This window comes from Xanthomonas sp. F14, from assembly GCF_014199865.1.
The window spans coordinates 1,315,124-1,330,818 of the sequence record NZ_JACHOM010000001.1 but is presented as its reverse complement, the minus strand read 5'-3'; the positions used below and the strand labels follow the sequence as shown (position 1 = coordinate 1,330,818).

Sequence of the window (15,695 nt, the reverse complement as noted above, 5' to 3'; positions counted from 1 at the left end):
GTCCTGCCCGGCGCATTGCACGCGTGCGGCAGCACCTTCCACCGGCTGGATGTACCACGGCAGGCGCAGTCTTATTCCTACCGCGCAATGCGCCGCTCGCTGCTGTGCCCGACGCAGACGCTGGTCTAACTTGAGTCGGTGGATGGACCACGGCCGGGATGGCGACCGACAGCATGGATGCGCCAGCACAGGCACCGCCTACACCGCGGCGGATACCGACGATGACCGCGGCAGCGGCCTTGTTGCTGGGCATCGTGGTGTGCGCGTGGTCGCCTGCGCTGCTGTCGCGTGCGGTCTATGCGGCATGCCTTGCTGCAGCGGTGCTGGGCATCGGCCTCGGCACATGGCTGCGTCCGCGGCGGATCGTGTTGGTGGGGACGCTGGCCAGCGCGCTGTTCGGTTTCGGCCTGATGGGCTGGCAGGTCGCCGGCGTCCTGCAGGCACAACTGCACCCGCAGGATGAAGCGCGGGAACTGACGGTGCGCGGGCAGATTGTCGAACTGCCGGTCGCCGAGCCACGACGCACGCGCTTTCAGCTGCGCGTGGATGACGATCCCGCACAGCCTGCCGCGCTGCGCGGCAAGCTGCTGCAGTTGGCCTGGTATGACGACTTCGGTGCCGAGCGCATCGGGCCGCGTGCCACGCTGCGCGCGGGCGCCGCCTGGCAGCTGCGCCTCAAGCTGCGTGCGCCGCGCGGCTTGCGCAATCCCGGTGGCTTCGATGCCGAGCGGCAGGCGCTGGCGCAGCGCATTGCCGCCAGCGGCTATGTGCGGGTGCCGGCTGCGGCGCGGCAGACCGCTGCACCGCGCGGCGTGGATGCCTGGCGCGAAGCGATGTCGCAGCGCATTGCCGACCGCGTGCCTGGATCATCGGCGCCTTACCTGCGCGCGCTCGCCCTGGGCGACACGCGCGGGCTGGACGACGCAGCCTGGGCCACGCTGCGTGCGACCGGGCTCAGCCATCTGATTGCGATCTCGGGATTTCATGTGGGGCTGGTCGCTGCATTCGTCGCCCTGCTGGTCGCCGGACTCTGGCGAGCCTGGCCGGTGCTTGGAACGCGGATTCCGCGGTCCCACGCGGCGGCGGTCGCCGCCTTGCTCGGTGCCGCAGGGTATGCAGTGCTGGCGGGCCTGGCGCTGCCCACGGTGCGCACCGTGCTGATGATTGCCGTGGTCGCGTTGGCGCGGGTGCTGCGGCGGCGTGCCAGCACCGTGCAGATCCTCGCGCTGGCCTTGTTGGCAGTACTGCTGTGGGACCCGCTGAGCGTGCTGGTGGCGGGCTTCTGGCTCAGCTTTGCCGGGGTGGCCTGGCTGGTGTGGTGCCTGCCAGCGGACGATCGCGCGATCGTGCGCGGCTTCCTGTCCGCCCAGACCGTCGCCACTGTCGGCCTGCTGCCGTTGACCGTCAGCCTGTTCGGACAGGCATCGCTGGTGGGGCCACTGGCCAATCTGCTCGCCATTCCCTGGTGGACTTTTGTGGTGGTGCCGCTCGCCTTGCTGGGCACCGGGCTGGAAGCAGTGCTGCCGGGAGCGGGCGTGTGGGCATGGCGATTGGCCGGTTGGTGCTTCGAGCTGACCTGGCCAGGCCTGGTCTGGCTCGGGCAGACCTCGGTGGCGTTGTGGTGGGTGCCCGAGTCCGATGCGCTTGCGTTGGTCGCGGCCTTGTTCGGCGCGTTCTGGTTGCTGCTGCCGCGCGGCACGCCCGGCAAATCCATGGCGCTGTTGTTGTGGTTGCCGCTGCTGTGGCCGGACCGCGAGCTGCCCGCGGCCGGCGAAGCCGACGTGCAGGTGCTGGACGTGGGGCAGGGTCTGGCCGTGCTGGTACGCACGCAACGGCATGCATTGCTGTTCGACACCGGCCCGGCGGTACGCGATGGCTTCGATGCGGGCGAGCGGGTAGTGCTGCCGGCCTTGCGCGCGCTCGGGGTGCGCCGCCTGGATGCCATCGTGCTCAGTCACGCCGACGCCGACCATGCTGGCGGCTATGCAGCGGTGCGTGCTGGATTGCCCGTGGCGATGACGGCGGCACCGCCACAGGCGCCACTGGACGTCAGCACCCGCTGCCGTGCCGGCCAGCAATGGGCATGGGACGGGGTGCGCTTTGGCTTCCTGCACCCCAGCGCCGGCTTTCCGTATCTGCGCAATCAGTCCAGTTGCGTGCTGCGCATCGAAACACGGTATGGAAGCGCCTTGTTGCCGGGCGATATCGGCGAGCTCGTCGAGCGCCGCCTGCTGCGGGAACATGCCGCGGAGTTACGTGCCGATTTGGTGGTGGTCCCGCATCACGGCAGCGCCGACGGCTCGCATGCCGATTTCATCGCCGCCACCGGCGCGCGGCTGGCGCTGGTGTCCTCCGGGCACGGCAATCGCTTCGGTCACCCGCGTGCCGAGGTGGTGCAGCGCTGGCAGGGCAGTGGCGCCGAGTTGCTCGACACGGCCCGGGCCGGGGCAATCCGGGTCTGGCTCGGCGCGGAGGGCCTGCAGGTACGCGAGCGGCGGCGCTGGCAGCCACGGCTCTGGGATGCTGCGGAACGGCGGCGGTCGGCTGCTATCCTATCGACCAGCGAATAGGCGGCCGCGTTGCCGGAGGAATCGAATCGTGTTGGAGCTGGTCAAGGCAGGCGGTTGGCCGATGGTGCCGTTGCTGTTGCTGGGCGTGATCGCGCTGGCGATCGTGCTGGAGCGTCTGTGGAGCCTGCGCCGCAACGAGGTGACCCCGCCAGGTCTGGGCGAGGAGGTCCGCAACTGGGCCGCGCGCGGCAAACTGGATCCCAGCCACATCGAGTCGCTGCGGCGCAATTCGCCGCTGGGCGCCTTGCTGGCCGCAGCGCTGGACGTGCGCGGTCGTCCGCGTGAGTTGATTCGCGAGCGTATCGAGGACACCGGCCGGCATGTGGTGCACCGCATGGAGCGCTATCTGAATGCCTTGGGTACGATCGCTTCGGCCGGGCCGCTGCTGGGACTGCTGGGCACGGTGGTCGGCATGATCCAGATGTTCCTGGGCATCCTCGATCACGGCGTGGGCGATGTGAACCAGCTGGCCGGCGGCATCGGCAAGGCGCTGGTGTGCACGGCCACCGGCATGATCATCGCGGTACCGGCACTGATGGCGCATCGCTTCTTCAAGGGCCGCATCGCCGGCTACATCATCGAGATGGAGCAGGAAGCCACGTTGTTGCTGGACACGATGGACGGCCGCGTGGTGCCAGGCGCCACGGCGCCGGTCGCGGCAGCTGGCAAACCTGTCATGGCAAAGGGCTGACGGATGCGCATCGGCAGTGACCGAGGCCAGGACGAGCCGCATATCGATCTGGTGCCATTGATTGACGTGATCCTTGTCCTCATCATCTTTTTCGTGGTGACCACGACTTTCGACGCACGCTCCACGCTGCAATTGCAGCTGCCGACCGCCAGCGACCAGCACAGCAGCACACCGCCACGTTCGCTGAGCGTGCTGGTCAATGCCGATGGGCGTTATTTCATCAACGACCAGGAAGTGCTGCGCTCGGACGTGGACTCGCTCAAGCAGACCATCGCCCAGCTCGCCGGCGACGACCGCGAGCAGACGGTGTTGCTGCGCGCCGATGCACGCACGCCGTATCAAGCGGTGGTGACCGCGCAGGATGCATTGGGGCAACTCGGCTTCCGCCGCATCGCGATCGCCACAGCGCCTCAAGCCGGGGCGACATCCACGACCGGCCAGACCCGCACTAACGGAACCCGCCAGTGACCACCTCCAACGACCGCCCGGCGCCAGTTTCGTCCTGGCGCACGTACCGTCGCCTGCTGGCCTTCGCCAAGCCGTATCGCCTGTTGCTGGTCGCTGCGCTGATTGCCGCGCTGATCGAGGCGGCGGGCACGACCGGCTTCCTGGCGTTGATGAAGCCGATCACCGACGAGACCTTCATCTACAAGAATGCCGAAGTCAGTCGCTGGCTGCCGGTGCAGATCATCCTGTTGTTCGTGGTGCGCGGGGTCGCCGGCTACATCACCGATATGGCGATGGGCAAATCCGCACGCAGCATCGCGCGCGACCTGCGCGTCAAGGTGATGTCCAAATATCTGCGCCTGCCGGGATCGCGCTTCGATTCCGAACCGGTACCGTCGATGCTGATCCGGCTGGGCTCGGACTCGGACCAGGTAGCGCAGGCGGCGGTGGATGCGGTCAAGGTGATGATCCAGCAATCGCTGCAGGTGATCGGCGCGCTGGCGCTGATGCTGTGGCATAGCTGGCAGGTCACGCTGACCATCCTGGTGCTGGCGCCGGTGCTGGCCTGGGTGATGGACAAGGTGGCGCGGCGCTATCGGCGCATCAGCCACAGCATCCAGGAAAGCGGCGCGCATCTGCTGCAGGCGGCCGACCAGACCTTGTCCAGCCATCAGGAGGTCAAGATCTACGGTGCCCAGCAGACCGAAATGGAGCGCTATGGCGCGCTGGCCGACCGCAATCTGCGTCTGGCGATGAAGGTCGAATCCACGCGTGGCATTTCCACCGCCACGGTGCAGATGATCGGTGCGATCGGCCTGTCGGCGCTGTTGTTCGTGGCCGGGGCCCAGGCACTGGCCGGGCGGCTGACCGCCGGCGACTTCGTGGTGCTGATGACCTCGATGCTGACGATCATCCCGGGCCTCAAGCAGCTCACCAATGTGCAGAACATGGTGCAGCGCGGCCTGGCCTCGGCCGAGCGCCTGTTCTCGGTGCTCGACAGTCCCGACGAGCCGGACCAGGGCGCGGTGCCGCTGACGCGCGCCAAGGGCCTGATCGAATTCCGCAATGTCACTGCACGCTATCCGGGCCAGGTGAACCCGGCCCTGGCCGAGGTCAGTTTCGTGGCGCAACCGGGCACGGTGACAGCGATCGTCGGACGTTCCGGCAGCGGCAAGTCCAGCCTGATCAAGTTGATCCCGCGCTTCTACGAAGCAGAGTCCGGGCAGATCCTGCTCGACGGGCACCCGGTGCAGGCGTATGCGCTGGCCGATCTGCGGCGGCAGATCGCGCTGGTCGGCCAGCAGGTCATGCTGTTCGACGGCAGCATCGCCGACAACGTCGCCTACGGCGAAATGCGCAGTGCCGATGCCGGCCAGCTGGAACGCGCCATCCTGGGCGCCAACGCGATGGAGTTCGTCGCGCAATTGCCCGAAGGCCTGCAGTCGCATGTGGGCACCAAGGGCGGGCGCCTGTCCGGCGGCCAGCGCCAGCGTCTGGCGATCGCGCGCGCAATGCTCAAGGACGCGCCGATCCTGATCCTGGACGAAGCCACCGCGGCGCTGGACAACGAATCCGAACGCCTGGTGCAGGACGCCTTGCACAAGCTGATGCCGGACCGCACCACGCTGGTGATCGCGCACCGCCTGTCTACCATCGAGCATGCCGACCAGGTGCTGGTGATGGACCAGGGCCGTATCGTCGAGCGCGGCACCCATCACCAATTGCTGGAGCAGGGCGGCTTGTACTCGCACCTGCACGGCATGCAGTTCCGCGAACGTCAGGCATGAGCAAGCGCGGCACCCGCACGCCGGGTTACTGGTACGACAATGCGCCGATCCCGCTGTCGGCGCGCCTGCTGGCGCCGGTCTACGGCGCTGCCATCACGCTGCGACGCGCCCTGTATCGCCGCGGCTGGCGCAAGCGCCACGGCGTGCCGGTGCCGGTGATCGTGGTGGGCAACGTCACTGCCGGCGGCACCGGCAAGACGCCGTTGACGATTGCTCTGGTCGCCAAGTTGCAGGAGGCCGGCTGGACGCCCGGCGTGGCCAGCCGCGGGTATGGCCGTGACGAATCGGGCACGGCGCGCTGGGTCGAGGCGGACACGCCGGTCGCGCTCGGCGGCGACGAGCCGGTCCTGATCGCCTGGAAGACCGGTGCCCGCGTACGCGTGGACAGCGATCGCCTGGCTGCGGCGCGCGCCCTGGTCGAAGCGGGCTGCGACATCGTCGTCTGCGACGACGGGCTGCAGCACTACCGGCTGGCCCGCGATGTCGAGATCGAAGTGGTCGATGGCCAGCGCCGCTACGGCAATGGGCGTCTGCTGCCGGCCGGGCCGCTGCGCGAGCCAGCTGCACGTGCACGCGACTGCGATTTCCGCGTGGTCAATCTGGGCCAGGCCAGCGCAGCAGCGACCGCACCCGCGCCTGATGACACCGGATTCGGCGAATGGCAGATGCGCCTGAGCATCGACAGCGTGCAGCCGATGGATGGCAAGCGCGCTCAGCCATTGAGCCGGCTGGCCGGCCAGCGCGTGCATGCCGTGGCCGGGATCGCGCACCCGGAACGCTTCTTCGCGATGCTGCGTGCGCGCGGCATCGGTGTAGTGCCGCATGCCTTCCCTGATCATCACGTGTATCGCGCGGCGGATTTCAGTTTCGGCAGCCGTTTGCCAGTGCTGATGACCGAAAAGGATGCGGTGAAATGCAGGCCATTTGCCGACGAATGGCTGTACAGCGTGCCGCTCAAGGCGGAGCTGCCGGCGGCGTTCTGGGTGAGCCTGCTGGATCGACTGGACAAGTTGGCCAGCCGGCAGGGCGTGTGAACGCTGCGCCGGCAGGGCGATCTGCGGCTTGGTTGCAGGGTCCTTGCCGACCCACCGTCGTGGGACACGCCGCAAGAACATTAAGGTCCCGCGACGGTGGGCGGGCAATGACCAATCAAGATGGTCGGTGTGCCTGTGCCGGCAGTACGGGCAGCGGCGCGTAGTGCCGATGTCGGGCACCGCCGCCCAACTGACCACCGTGACTTCGCTCACACCACGACATCATGCGATTCGGTTATCTCGTTTCTTCCACTCTTCCTGTTTTCCAGAGCGCGCACGCATGACTAACTCAACGCCTGCAGATTTCGTCGTCGCCATTCCCGCACGCTACGCTTCCACGCGCTTGCCGGGCAAGCCGCTGCAGTTGATCGGCGATCGCCCGATGATCCAGCATGTGGCCGAGCGGGCGCTGCTGGCCGGCGCGCGCGAGGTCTGGGTGGCCACCGACGATGCACGCATTGCCGAGGTAGTCGAAGGCCTGTCCGGCGTGCATGTGGCGATGACCGGCGACGCGCACGCATCGGGTACCGACCGGCTTGCCGAATGCGCGCGGATCGCCGGATGGGAAGCCGAGACCTGCGTGGTGAACCTGCAGGGCGACGAGCCGTTCGCGCCGGCCGCCGGCATCCGTGCGGTGGCCGAGCTGCTGCTGCACTCCGGCGCCGAAATGGCCACGCTGGCCGCGCAGGTCGACGGCGCGCACGAACTGTTCGATCCGAACGTGGTCAAGCTGGTGCGTAACGCAGGTGGCGACGCCTTGTACTTCAGTCGCGCGCCGATTCCCTGGCATCGCGACAGCTTCGCCAGTCAGCGCGACAGCTTGCCCGGTGACGGGCAATGGCTGCGCCATATCGGGATCTACGCCTACCGCGCAGGATTTCTGCAGCGCTTCGCGGCAATGCCGTCCGGCATGCTGGAGCGCATCGAATCGCTGGAACAATTGCGCGTGATGGAGGCCGGCTACCGTATCGCGGTGGCGTTGACGCCGGAGCAGTTTCCGGCCGGCATCGATACCCCTGACGATCTGGCGCGCGCGCAAACCCGCGTGGCAGCGGCATGAGGGTGCTGATCGTGTGTCTGGGGAATATCTGCCGCTCGCCGATGGGCGAGGGTGCCCTGCGTGCACGGCTGGACGAGGCGCGGCTGTCGCGGCGGATCGAGGTCGATTCGGCCGGCACCGGCGACTGGCATGCCGGCGATCGGCCGGACCCACGCGCGATTCGCTGCGCACGCGGCCATGGCGTGGACATCTCCGGGTTGCGCGCGCGCCAGGTGCGCGGCGCCGACTTCGAACACTTCGACTGGTTGCTGTGCGCCGATGGCAGCAATCTGCGCGATCTGCAACGCCTTGCCCCGGCGCCGCTGCGCGACAAGGTCGCGCTCTGGCTGCCCTGGGCCGGTGTGGAAGAGCGTGACGATATCCCCGACCCCTACACCGGTGACATGGACGATTTCGAGCGTGCCTGGCAACTGGTCGATACCGCTGCGCGCCAGACCGTGGCCAGACTCACCCGCAGCTAATCGGGCTTGGGCATAATTACGGTATGACTGCCCAGCTTACCCAGGAATTGCCGGAATTTCCTACCTGGCTCAATGCCAGGCCATCCACCCTGCAGGAGCATCGCGGGCGGGCGCTGGTGCTGGCATTCGTCAATGCCAGCTCGGTGTGGTGCGCCGAGCGCCTGGCCGAGCTGGCGCAGTTCCAGGCGCGCAGCCCCGGCCGGCTGCAGGTGATCGTGGTGCAGGTGCCGCGCTTCGACAGCGAACGCGAGCCGCAACGCGCGCTCAAGCAGCTGCGCGGCCATGGTGTCAGTGCGCCCATTTTGCTCGACAGGGACTGGGAGACCTGGCGCCGTTTCGGCATCGACTCTTGGCCGACGCTGGTGCTGCTCGATGCCTACGGCCGCGAGCGTCAGCGCCTGGTCGGCGTGACCGGCGATCTCGACAAGGCGCTGGTCGCCCTGTGCGAAGGCCAGCAGCCGCCATCGGATGCCGACCTGCATGGGGTGGCCGAGCGCGATCCCGAGCCGCGCCTGGAGCTGCGGTTTCCAACCGGTCTGGCCGCCACCGAGGACCGCCTGTACATCGCCGACACCGGCCATCACCGCGTGCTCGAATGCACGCATGGCGGCCGCGTGCTGCGCCAGTTCGGCCACGGCAACGCGGACTTCATCGATGGAGGCGTCGGTGAGGCGGCGTTCCGGCGTCCGCAAGGCCTGGCGCTGGAGCGCGACCAGCTGTATGTCGCCGACACCGGCAATCACGCCCTGCGTCGCATCAACCTGCGCAGCGGGCAGGTCGACACCTTGTGCGGCACCGGGCGCTCCGGCGAGCCGGTCGAGGGGCCGCTGACGTTCGCCGGTGCCTCGGCGCTGAACTACCCGCAAGGCCTGGCTGTTGCCGACAATCAGGTGTTGATCGCCATGGCGGGCGACAACCGCATCTGGAGCTATGACCTGGGCCGGGCCGCACTGAGCGCACGCGCCGGTACCGGTGCGCTCGAGATTCGCGATGGCAGCGGGCACCTGGCCGCATTCGCACAGCCGGCCGGCCTGGCCGCAGTGCAGCAGGTGGCCTACATCTGCGATGGGCTGGGCTCGTCGATCCGCACCATGCAATTGCGTGGCGATCTGGTGCAGACCCTGGTCGGCGGGCAGGGCACCTGGCAGTTCGGCGACGAGGACGGCCCGCGCGGCACTGCGCGGCTGCAGTTTCCGCAAGCCATCGCGCTGGCGGCCGATTCGCCGATGCTGTGGATCGCCGACACCGGCAACGGCCGCCTGCGCTGCCTGCGTCTGGGTGGCGGCGAACTGACCACGGTCGCGCTGCCACGCCGCCTGCATGGCCCGGCCGGGCTGGCGGCCGCCGCCGGCGCGGTGTGGATTGCCGAGACCGATGCCCATGCCGTGTTGCGCTACGACCTGGCGAGCGGCGAACTGCGCGATGTTTCGATAGAAGAATGAACGCAAGGCCCCAATCCGATTTCGATGGAAAGGCGTTTGCTGCGCAACTGAGCACTGCGCCCGGCGTCTACCGCATGTACGCGGGCGACGACACCTTGCTGTATGTCGGCAAGGCCGGTGCATTGCGCAAGCGCGTGGGCAGCTATTTCAACGGCACGCCGAAGAATGCGCGGCTGACCTCGATGCTGTCGCAGGTCGCGCGGATGGACGTCACCGTGACCCGCAGCGAAGCCGAAGCGCTGCTGCTGGAAAACCAGCTGATCAAGTCGCTGTCGCCGCGCTACAACGTATCGCTGCGCGACGACAAGAGTTATCCCTACGTGCTGCTGACCCGCGAGCAGTGGCCGCGCATCGCCCTGCATCGTGGCCCGCGTGCCGTGCAGGGGCGTTACTTCGGCCCGTACACCGGCGTTACCGGCGTGCGCGAAACGCTGAGCCTGATGCACAAGCTGTTCAAGCTGCGCAGTTGCGAAGACAGCGTGTTCCGCAACCGCTCGCGGCCGTGCCTGCAATACCAGATCGGTCGCTGCAGCGCGCCCTGCGTGGAGCTGGTCGCCGCGCCCGATTACGCCGAATCGGTACGCCGCGCCACCATGTTTCTGGAGGGCAAGAGCGATCAGCTCGGCGAAGAGATCATGCAGTCGATGCAGCAGGCCAGCGAGGCGCTGGAGTTCGAGCGTGCCGCACGCCTGCGCGATCTGCTCTCCTCGCTGCGCAGCATGCAGAACCGCCAGTACGTGGACGGCCGCGCGGCGGATCTGGACGTGCTGGCCTGCGCCACGCAAGCCAGCCAGGCTTGTGTGCTGCTGCTGAGTTTTCGCGACGGCCGCAACCTGGGCACGCGCTCGTTCTTTCCCAAGACCAATGGCGAAGACAGCGCGGACGAAATCCTGGCTGCGTTCGTGTCGCAGTACTACGCCGAACATTCGCCGCCGCGCGAGATCCTGCTCGATCGAGAAATTCCCGATGCCGAGCTGATCGAGGCCGCACTCAGCGCCGCCGCCGAATACAAGGTGACGTTGAAGTGGAACGTGCGCGGCGAGCGTGCCGGCTATCTGCTGCTGGCGACACGCAACGCACAGCTGACCCTGGTCACCGAACTCACCAGCCAGAGCGCGCAGCATGCACGCAGCGAGGCATTGCGCGAGATGCTGGGGCTGGCCGAGCAGGTCAGGCGGGTGGAGTGCTTCGACATCAGTCACACCATGGGCGAGGCGACGGTGGCCTCGTGCGTGGTGTTCGATGCCAGCGGCCCGGTGCGCGGCCAATACCGGCGCTTCAATATTTCCGGAATCACGCCGGGCGACGACTATGCGGCGATGCGTCAGGCCATCGAACGGCGTTTTCGACGCGCGGTGGAAGAAAACGGCGTGCTGCCGGATGTGCTGCTGATCGACGGTGGCGCCGGTCAGCTCGCACAGGCGAAGGGCGCGCTGGCCGATCTGGGCATCGAGAATGTGCTGCTGGTCGGCGTGGCCAAGGGCGAGGAGCGCAGGGCAGGGCACGAGGCGCTGATCATGGCCGACGGCCGCGAACTGCGGCCGGGTGCGGCATCGCCGGCACTGCAGTTCATCCAGCAGGTGCGCGACGAGGCGCACCGCTTTGCGATCACCGGTCACCGCGGCCGCCGCCAGAAGGCGCGCATGACCAGCAAACTCGAGGATATCCCCGGCATCGGTCCGCGCCGACGCGCGAGCCTGCTCAAGCATTTCGGTGGCCTGGTCGGGCTCAAGGCCGCCGGCGAAGCCGAGATTGCACGGGTGGAGGGCGTCAATGCCGCACTTGCCGCGCGAATCTACGCTAACCTGCACGGGCTGGCGCTTCCCGATGCGGCAGGCGAGTCGAGTCCGTAATGAAGTTGACCATCCCCACGTGGCTGACACTGCTGAGGATCGTGATGATCCCGGTGCTGGTCGTGGTGTTCTACCTGCCGTACACCTGGACCAATTTCGCCTCCGCCGGCGTGTTCGCGCTGGCCGCCATCACCGACTGGTTGGATGGCTGGGTCGCGCGACGTTATCACCAGTATTCGGCTTTTGGCGCGTTCCTGGACCCGGTGGCCGACAAGTTGATGGTCGCAGTGGCATTGTTCCTGATCGTGCAGGGCCACCCCACACCATGGATGGCATTCTGGGCGGCGGTCATCGTCGGCCGTGAAATCGCAGTCTCCGCCCTGCGGGAATGGATGGCCGAAATCGGCCAGCGCGCCAAGGTACGGGTGGCGGTGATCGGCAAGGTCAAGACCACCGCACAGATGGTCGCGCTGCTGTGTTTGCTGTACTCGGTGACGCCGGGGCAGATGCCCACGCACGGAATCTGGTTCGGCAACCTGATTTTCCGCGCCGGATACTGGACGCTGGCGATCGCCGCATTGCTGACGCTGTGGTCCGGATTCCAGTACCTGCAGGCCGCCTGGCCGAGCCTGCGCGCCGACGAAAAAGCCGCGATCACCAGCAAACCGAAAAAAGTCGAAAGCAATAGTTGACAGCGATGCTGTTCGCTGTAGAATTTCGCCTCCCAAGCGGGAATAGCTCAGTTGGTAGAGCGCAACCTTGCCAAGGTTGAGGTCGCGAGTTCGAGTCTCGTTTCCCGCTCCAGATGTAGACAAGGCCCCTTGCCGGAGGTCTCGTTGTTTCAAGGCAGGATGCCTTGGGTTTGATGTTTCGGCCTGGTGGTAGAGTGGTTATGCAGCGGACTGCAAATCCGCGTACGCCGGTTCAATTCCGGCCCAGGCCTCCACATTGCATGCGTTGTTTCATGCGTCGGCAACGACGACAGGACTGGCGCAACGAAGTAACAAGCTGTACAATTTTGCTCCACGCGGGAATAGCTCAGTTGGTAGAGCGCAACCTTGCCAAGGTTGAGGTCGCGAGTTCGAGTCTCGTTTCCCGCTCCAAATTCAAACCCCGTATATCGAACGATATACGGGGTTTTTTTATTGGCCGATGCTGGTCGGGCTAGCACTTGAGGAGGGCAACTCTTGGCCTTCTTCTCGCTGACGTAGCGCGGCGTGCTTGATGCCAGATGCGCATTGCGCCTGGTGCTCCGCTGGCGCCCGGACTTCTGTCGTAAACAAGATCGCATCGTTGTGCGTGGCGCTGCATAGATGCGGTTGGTGCTCTCCAGGCGCACGGAAGGGCACTGCGGCCTGCATGCTATGCAATGGCGCGCCGTTCCATCTCGTCGGGCATCGCTGTCCACGTCTATCGCAGCCGTGATCACCAATCTGCTCGCGCTGTTCCACCTCAGCCTGCGCTGCGCTGAGGATTGCGGTGATATCCGAGACAGGGGAGCGGGCTGAGGGCGCGTCATGCACTTGTAAGCGCAACGCAGAGGCTGGACTGCTCAATGCGAGAGCGATGCGACATCGCAGCAGGCAAGGTTTGTCGACGCGTCGATGGCGTTGCGCACTTTGCAGTGCCACGAGAGCGTGCCCGGGGCGGGAATCGAACCCGCATAGCCTTGCAGCTGAGGGATTTTAAGTCCCTTGCGTCTACCAGTTTCGCCACCCGGGCATTGCGATAGCGTGCCTGATTGCGCGCCGATTGTGAATCGCCGCGTCGCCAGTTCGCCGCACTCATGGTCCGATGGTTGCCTGCGCTATGCTCCCACCGCGCAGGCGCGCAGCAACCGGCTGCGCACGATCGAAGGAACCGCATGTCCAGCACCACGCTACTCGCTCCGCAGCAGGCCCGCATCGCGGTGATTGGATTGGGCTATGTCGGCCTGCCGTTGGCCGTCGCGTTCGGCGAGCAACGCGATACGTTGGGCTTCGACATCGATGCGCAGCGGGTCGCGCAGCTGCGCGACGGCCACGATGCCACGCTGGAGCTGGACGACACCGAGCTGGCCGCCGCCACCCGGTTGCGCTACACCGCGAACGCTGTGGACCTGTCTGCGTGCAGCATCTTCATCGTCACCGTGCCGACGCCGATCGACAGCTTCGAGCAGCCCGACCTGGAACCGCTGCGCAGTGCCACCACCTTGATCGCCGCTGCGCTCAAACCCGGCGACCTGGTGATCTACGAATCCACCGTCTACCCGGGCACTACCGAAGAAGTCTGCGTGCCCTTGCTCGAAGCCGCATCGGGGCTGCGTTTCAATGACGACTTCTTCTGTGGCTACAGCCCCGAGCGCGTCAACCCGGGAGATCGCCAGCGGCGTCTGCGCGATATCCGCAAGATCACCTCCGGCTCCACCGCAGAAGCCGCCGATGCGGTCGACGCGCTGTACGCCAGCATCATCACTGCCGGCACCTGGCGGGCGCCGTCGATGCGCGTGGCCGAGGCGGCCAAGGTGGTGGAAAACATCCAGCGCGACGTCAATATCGCGCTGGTTAACGAGCTGGCCTTGATCTTCGACAAGCTGGGTATCGATACGTTGGACGTGCTGGAAGCCGCCGGAACCAAGTGGAATTTCCTGCCGTTCCGTCCCGGCCTGGTGGGTGGTCACTGCATCGGTGTGGATCCGTATTACCTGATGCACAAATCCGAAAGCGTGGGCTATCACCCGGACCTGATCCACACCGCGCGCCAGGTCAACAACCGCGTCGGCCGGCACGTGGCCGAGCGCGTCTGCGGCATGCTGGCCACGCGTGGCGTGGTGCTTGCGCAGGCGAGGGTGCTGGTGCTGGGCGCCACCTTCAAGGAGAACTGCCCGGACCTGCGCAACAGCCGCGCGCTGGAGCTGGTGCAGCTGCTGCAAGCCGCGGGCGTGCAGGTCGACACCTGCGACCCGTGGGCCGACCCCGCAGAAGCGCTGCAACACGCCGGCGTGCAGTTGTGCGAGCTTGCGGACGAGGGTGCGTACGACGCCGTCGTGCTGGCAGTCGCGCATGCGCAATACCGCGACTACGACACCCAGCGTATTGCCGTACTAGGCAAACCGGGTGCGGTGATTTACGACGTCAAATCAGTGTGGCCGCGCGAGGCGGTCAGCGATCGTCTGTAGCGCGGTCGGTCTGCTGCAGCCATTGCACCGCGCCATGCGCGGCACGTAATCCGCTGGCGAAGCAGGCAGTCAGCAGATAGCCGCCGGTCGGTGCTTCCCAGTCGAGCATCTCGCCGGCGCAGAACACGCCAGGCTGCGCGCGCGCCATCAGCTGCGTATCCAACGCCTCCAGTTGCACGCCACCGGCCGAGCTGATCGCCTCGGCAAGCGGTCGCGGTCGCAACAGGCGTAACGGCAGGCGTTTGAGCGTACGCGCCACCAGCGCCGGATCGTCGCCCGCCTGTTTGCCCAGATGTTCGTAGAGCAAGGCGGCCTTGACGCCGTCGATGCCGACCTGCCGGCGCAGATGCTCGCTGAAACTGCGTCCCTTGCGCGGTTTTTCCAGTTCGGCGCTGATGCGTTCCAGCGAGCGTCCCGGGAGTAGGTCCAGGCCAAGCTCGGCGACGCCATCGGCATCGATCTGCGCGCGCAGATCCGCAGCCAGCGCATAGATCAGGCTGCCCTCGATGCCGGTGGACGTCGCAACGCACTCGCCCTGCAACTGCTGCGGTGTGCCGCTGCGATCCTGCCAGTGTGCGACCACGGGCTTGAGCGGCGCACCGGCATGCCGCTGCACAAAGTGCGCGCTCCAGGCGATGTCGAAGCCGCAGTTGGCCGGCACCAGCGGCGCCACCGCAATGCCGCGATCCTGCAGCACGCCTTGCCAGAGACCATCGGAGCCGAGCTGCGGCCAGCTGCCGCCACCAAGCGCCAGCACCACCGCATCTGCGGTGCGTTCGACATCACCGGTGGACGAGTGGAAATGCAGCGAACCGTCATCGCCCCAGCCAAGCCAACGATGCTGCACATGAAACACAACGCCTTGTTCCTTGAGTCGGCGCACCCAGCCACGCAGTAGCGGCGCGGCCTTGCGATCCATCGGGAACACGCGCCCCGAGCTGCCGACATAGGTCTCCACACCCAGGTCGCGCGCCCAGGCGCGCAGCGCATCCGCATCGAACTGCTGCAGCCACAATGCGACGGCCTCGCTGCGCTCGCGATAGCGTTGCGCAAACAACGGCATCGGATCGGAGTGGGTGAGGTTCAAGCCGCCCTTGCCGGCGATCAGGAACTTGCGCCCGACCGAACCCTTGGCTTCGTACAGGTCGACCGCAAGGCCTGCCGCACATGCCACCTCTGCCGCCATCAGGCCGGCCGGCCCACCACCGATGATGGCCAGCCGCCGCTTGCTCGCATCCGTCATTGCTCAGCCC

Annotated in this window: 11 protein-coding genes, 4 tRNA genes and 1 pseudogene; 14 read left to right on the top strand and 2 right to left on the bottom strand. The window is 66.8% G+C overall.

The window, feature by feature from the left end; translation table 11 throughout:
- Nucleotides 1-158 precede the first annotated feature (158 nt).
- From GGR73_RS05760 to GGR73_RS05700, 13 genes and pseudogenes are all read left to right on the top strand, one after another.
- Nucleotides 159-2,705 (top strand): annotated as a pseudogene (locus GGR73_RS05760) (DNA internalization-related competence protein ComEC/Rec2); the annotation flags it as partial.
- Entirely contained in the window at nt 2,599-3,261 is a 663-nt protein-coding gene (locus GGR73_RS05755; protein ID WP_054592956.1) for a MotA/TolQ/ExbB proton channel family protein, read from the top strand. The pseudogene GGR73_RS05760 and the gene GGR73_RS05755, both read left to right, overlap by 107 nt.
- 3 nt (nt 3,262-3,264) lie before the next feature.
- A complete protein-coding gene (locus tag GGR73_RS05750) occupies nt 3,265-3,729 on the top strand; it encodes an ExbD/TolR family protein (protein WP_024938679.1) in 465 nt (154 codons plus the stop codon).
- Nucleotides 3,726-5,495 carry a lipid A export permease/ATP-binding protein MsbA gene (msbA, locus tag GGR73_RS05745; protein WP_016902580.1) on the top strand — a complete coding sequence of 590 codons (1,770 nt, stop codon included), beginning with the start codon at nt 3,726-3,728 and terminating at the stop codon, nt 5,493-5,495. Before GGR73_RS05750 ends, msbA begins: the two co-directional genes overlap by 4 nt.
- Nucleotides 5,492-6,529 (top strand): tetraacyldisaccharide 4'-kinase, encoded by a 1,038-nt coding sequence (gene lpxK, locus GGR73_RS05740; protein WP_184456005.1) that lies wholly within the window; start codon nt 5,492-5,494, stop codon nt 6,527-6,529. Before msbA ends, lpxK begins: the two co-directional genes overlap by 4 nt.
- Nucleotides 6,530-6,809: 280 nt before the next feature.
- Nucleotides 6,810-7,589: a 3-deoxy-manno-octulosonate cytidylyltransferase gene (gene kdsB / locus GGR73_RS05735; protein ID WP_184456003.1), complete on the top strand. Its 780-nt coding sequence runs from the start codon at nt 6,810-6,812 to the stop codon at nt 7,587-7,589.
- Complete coding sequence (locus tag GGR73_RS05730) at nt 7,586-8,050, top strand: low molecular weight protein-tyrosine-phosphatase (protein ID WP_184456001.1); 465 nt, start codon at nt 7,586-7,588, stop codon at nt 8,048-8,050. Before kdsB ends, GGR73_RS05730 begins: the two co-directional genes overlap by 4 nt.
- Nucleotides 8,051-8,073: 23 nt before the next feature.
- Entirely contained in the window at nt 8,074-9,492 is a 1,419-nt protein-coding gene (locus tag GGR73_RS05725; protein WP_184455999.1) for a hypothetical protein, read from the top strand.
- The gene (gene uvrC, locus GGR73_RS05720) at nt 9,489-11,345 is read left to right on the top strand and encodes an excinuclease ABC subunit UvrC (protein WP_054592960.1); all 1,857 of its coding nucleotides are present in this window, start codon (nt 9,489-9,491) and stop codon (nt 11,343-11,345) included. Before GGR73_RS05725 ends, uvrC begins: the two co-directional genes overlap by 4 nt.
- Nucleotides 11,345-11,977 (top strand): CDP-diacylglycerol--glycerol-3-phosphate 3-phosphatidyltransferase, encoded by a 633-nt coding sequence (gene pgsA / locus GGR73_RS05715; RefSeq protein WP_024938673.1) that lies wholly within the window; start codon nt 11,345-11,347, stop codon nt 11,975-11,977. The genes uvrC and pgsA overlap by 1 nt, the downstream gene beginning before the upstream one ends.
- Nucleotides 11,978-12,013: 36 nt before the next feature.
- Nucleotides 12,014-12,089: transfer RNA gene (locus GGR73_RS05710), tRNA-Gly, on the top strand.
- Nucleotides 12,090-12,157: 68 nt separating this feature from the next.
- Nucleotides 12,158-12,231 (top strand) — tRNA-Cys (locus GGR73_RS05705).
- 81 nt (nt 12,232-12,312) lie between these two features.
- Nucleotides 12,313-12,388, top strand: a tRNA-Gly gene (locus tag GGR73_RS05700).
- Between the two features lie 535 nt (nt 12,389-12,923).
- On the opposite strand, the gene GGR73_RS05695 is transcribed toward GGR73_RS05700, so the two are convergent.
- Nucleotides 12,924-13,007, bottom strand: a tRNA-Leu gene (locus tag GGR73_RS05695).
- Nucleotides 13,008-13,149: 142 nt separating this feature from the next.
- On the opposite strand from GGR73_RS05695, the gene GGR73_RS05690 reads away from it, so the two are divergent.
- Nucleotides 13,150-14,442: a nucleotide sugar dehydrogenase gene (locus tag GGR73_RS05690; RefSeq protein WP_184455997.1), complete on the top strand. Its 1,293-nt coding sequence runs from the start codon at nt 13,150-13,152 to the stop codon at nt 14,440-14,442.
- On the opposite strand, the gene GGR73_RS05685 is transcribed toward GGR73_RS05690, so the two are convergent.
- Entirely contained in the window at nt 14,426-15,685 is a 1,260-nt protein-coding gene (locus tag GGR73_RS05685; protein WP_184455995.1) for a TIGR03862 family flavoprotein, read from the bottom strand. The two genes, GGR73_RS05690 and GGR73_RS05685, sit on opposite strands and share 17 nt — an antisense overlap.
- Nucleotides 15,686-15,695 lie beyond the last annotated feature (10 nt).

Excerpts from the sequence above, each read along its gene's own strand:
- GGR73_RS05750 (WP_024938679.1), top strand. The coding sequence starts at position 3,265 with ATGCGCATCGGCAGTGACCGAGGCCAGGACGAGCCGCATATCGATCTG.
- lpxK (WP_184456005.1), top strand. The coding sequence starts at position 5,492 with ATGAGCAAGCGCGGCACCCGCACGCCGGGTTACTGGTACGACAATGCG.
- kdsB (WP_184456003.1), top strand. The coding sequence starts at position 6,810 with ATGACTAACTCAACGCCTGCAGATTTCGTCGTCGCCATTCCCGCACGC.
- GGR73_RS05730 (WP_184456001.1), top strand. The coding sequence starts at position 7,586 with ATGAGGGTGCTGATCGTGTGTCTGGGGAATATCTGCCGCTCGCCGATG.
- GGR73_RS05725 (WP_184455999.1), top strand. The coding sequence starts at position 8,074 with ATGACTGCCCAGCTTACCCAGGAATTGCCGGAATTTCCTACCTGGCTC.
- uvrC (WP_054592960.1), top strand. The coding sequence starts at position 9,489 with ATGAACGCAAGGCCCCAATCCGATTTCGATGGAAAGGCGTTTGCTGCG.
- pgsA (WP_024938673.1), top strand. The coding sequence starts at position 11,345 with ATGAAGTTGACCATCCCCACGTGGCTGACACTGCTGAGGATCGTGATG.
- GGR73_RS05690 (WP_184455997.1), top strand. The coding sequence starts at position 13,150 with ATGTCCAGCACCACGCTACTCGCTCCGCAGCAGGCCCGCATCGCGGTG.
- GGR73_RS05685 (WP_184455995.1), bottom strand. The coding sequence starts at position 15,685 with ATGACGGATGCGAGCAAGCGGCGGCTGGCCATCATCGGTGGTGGGCCG.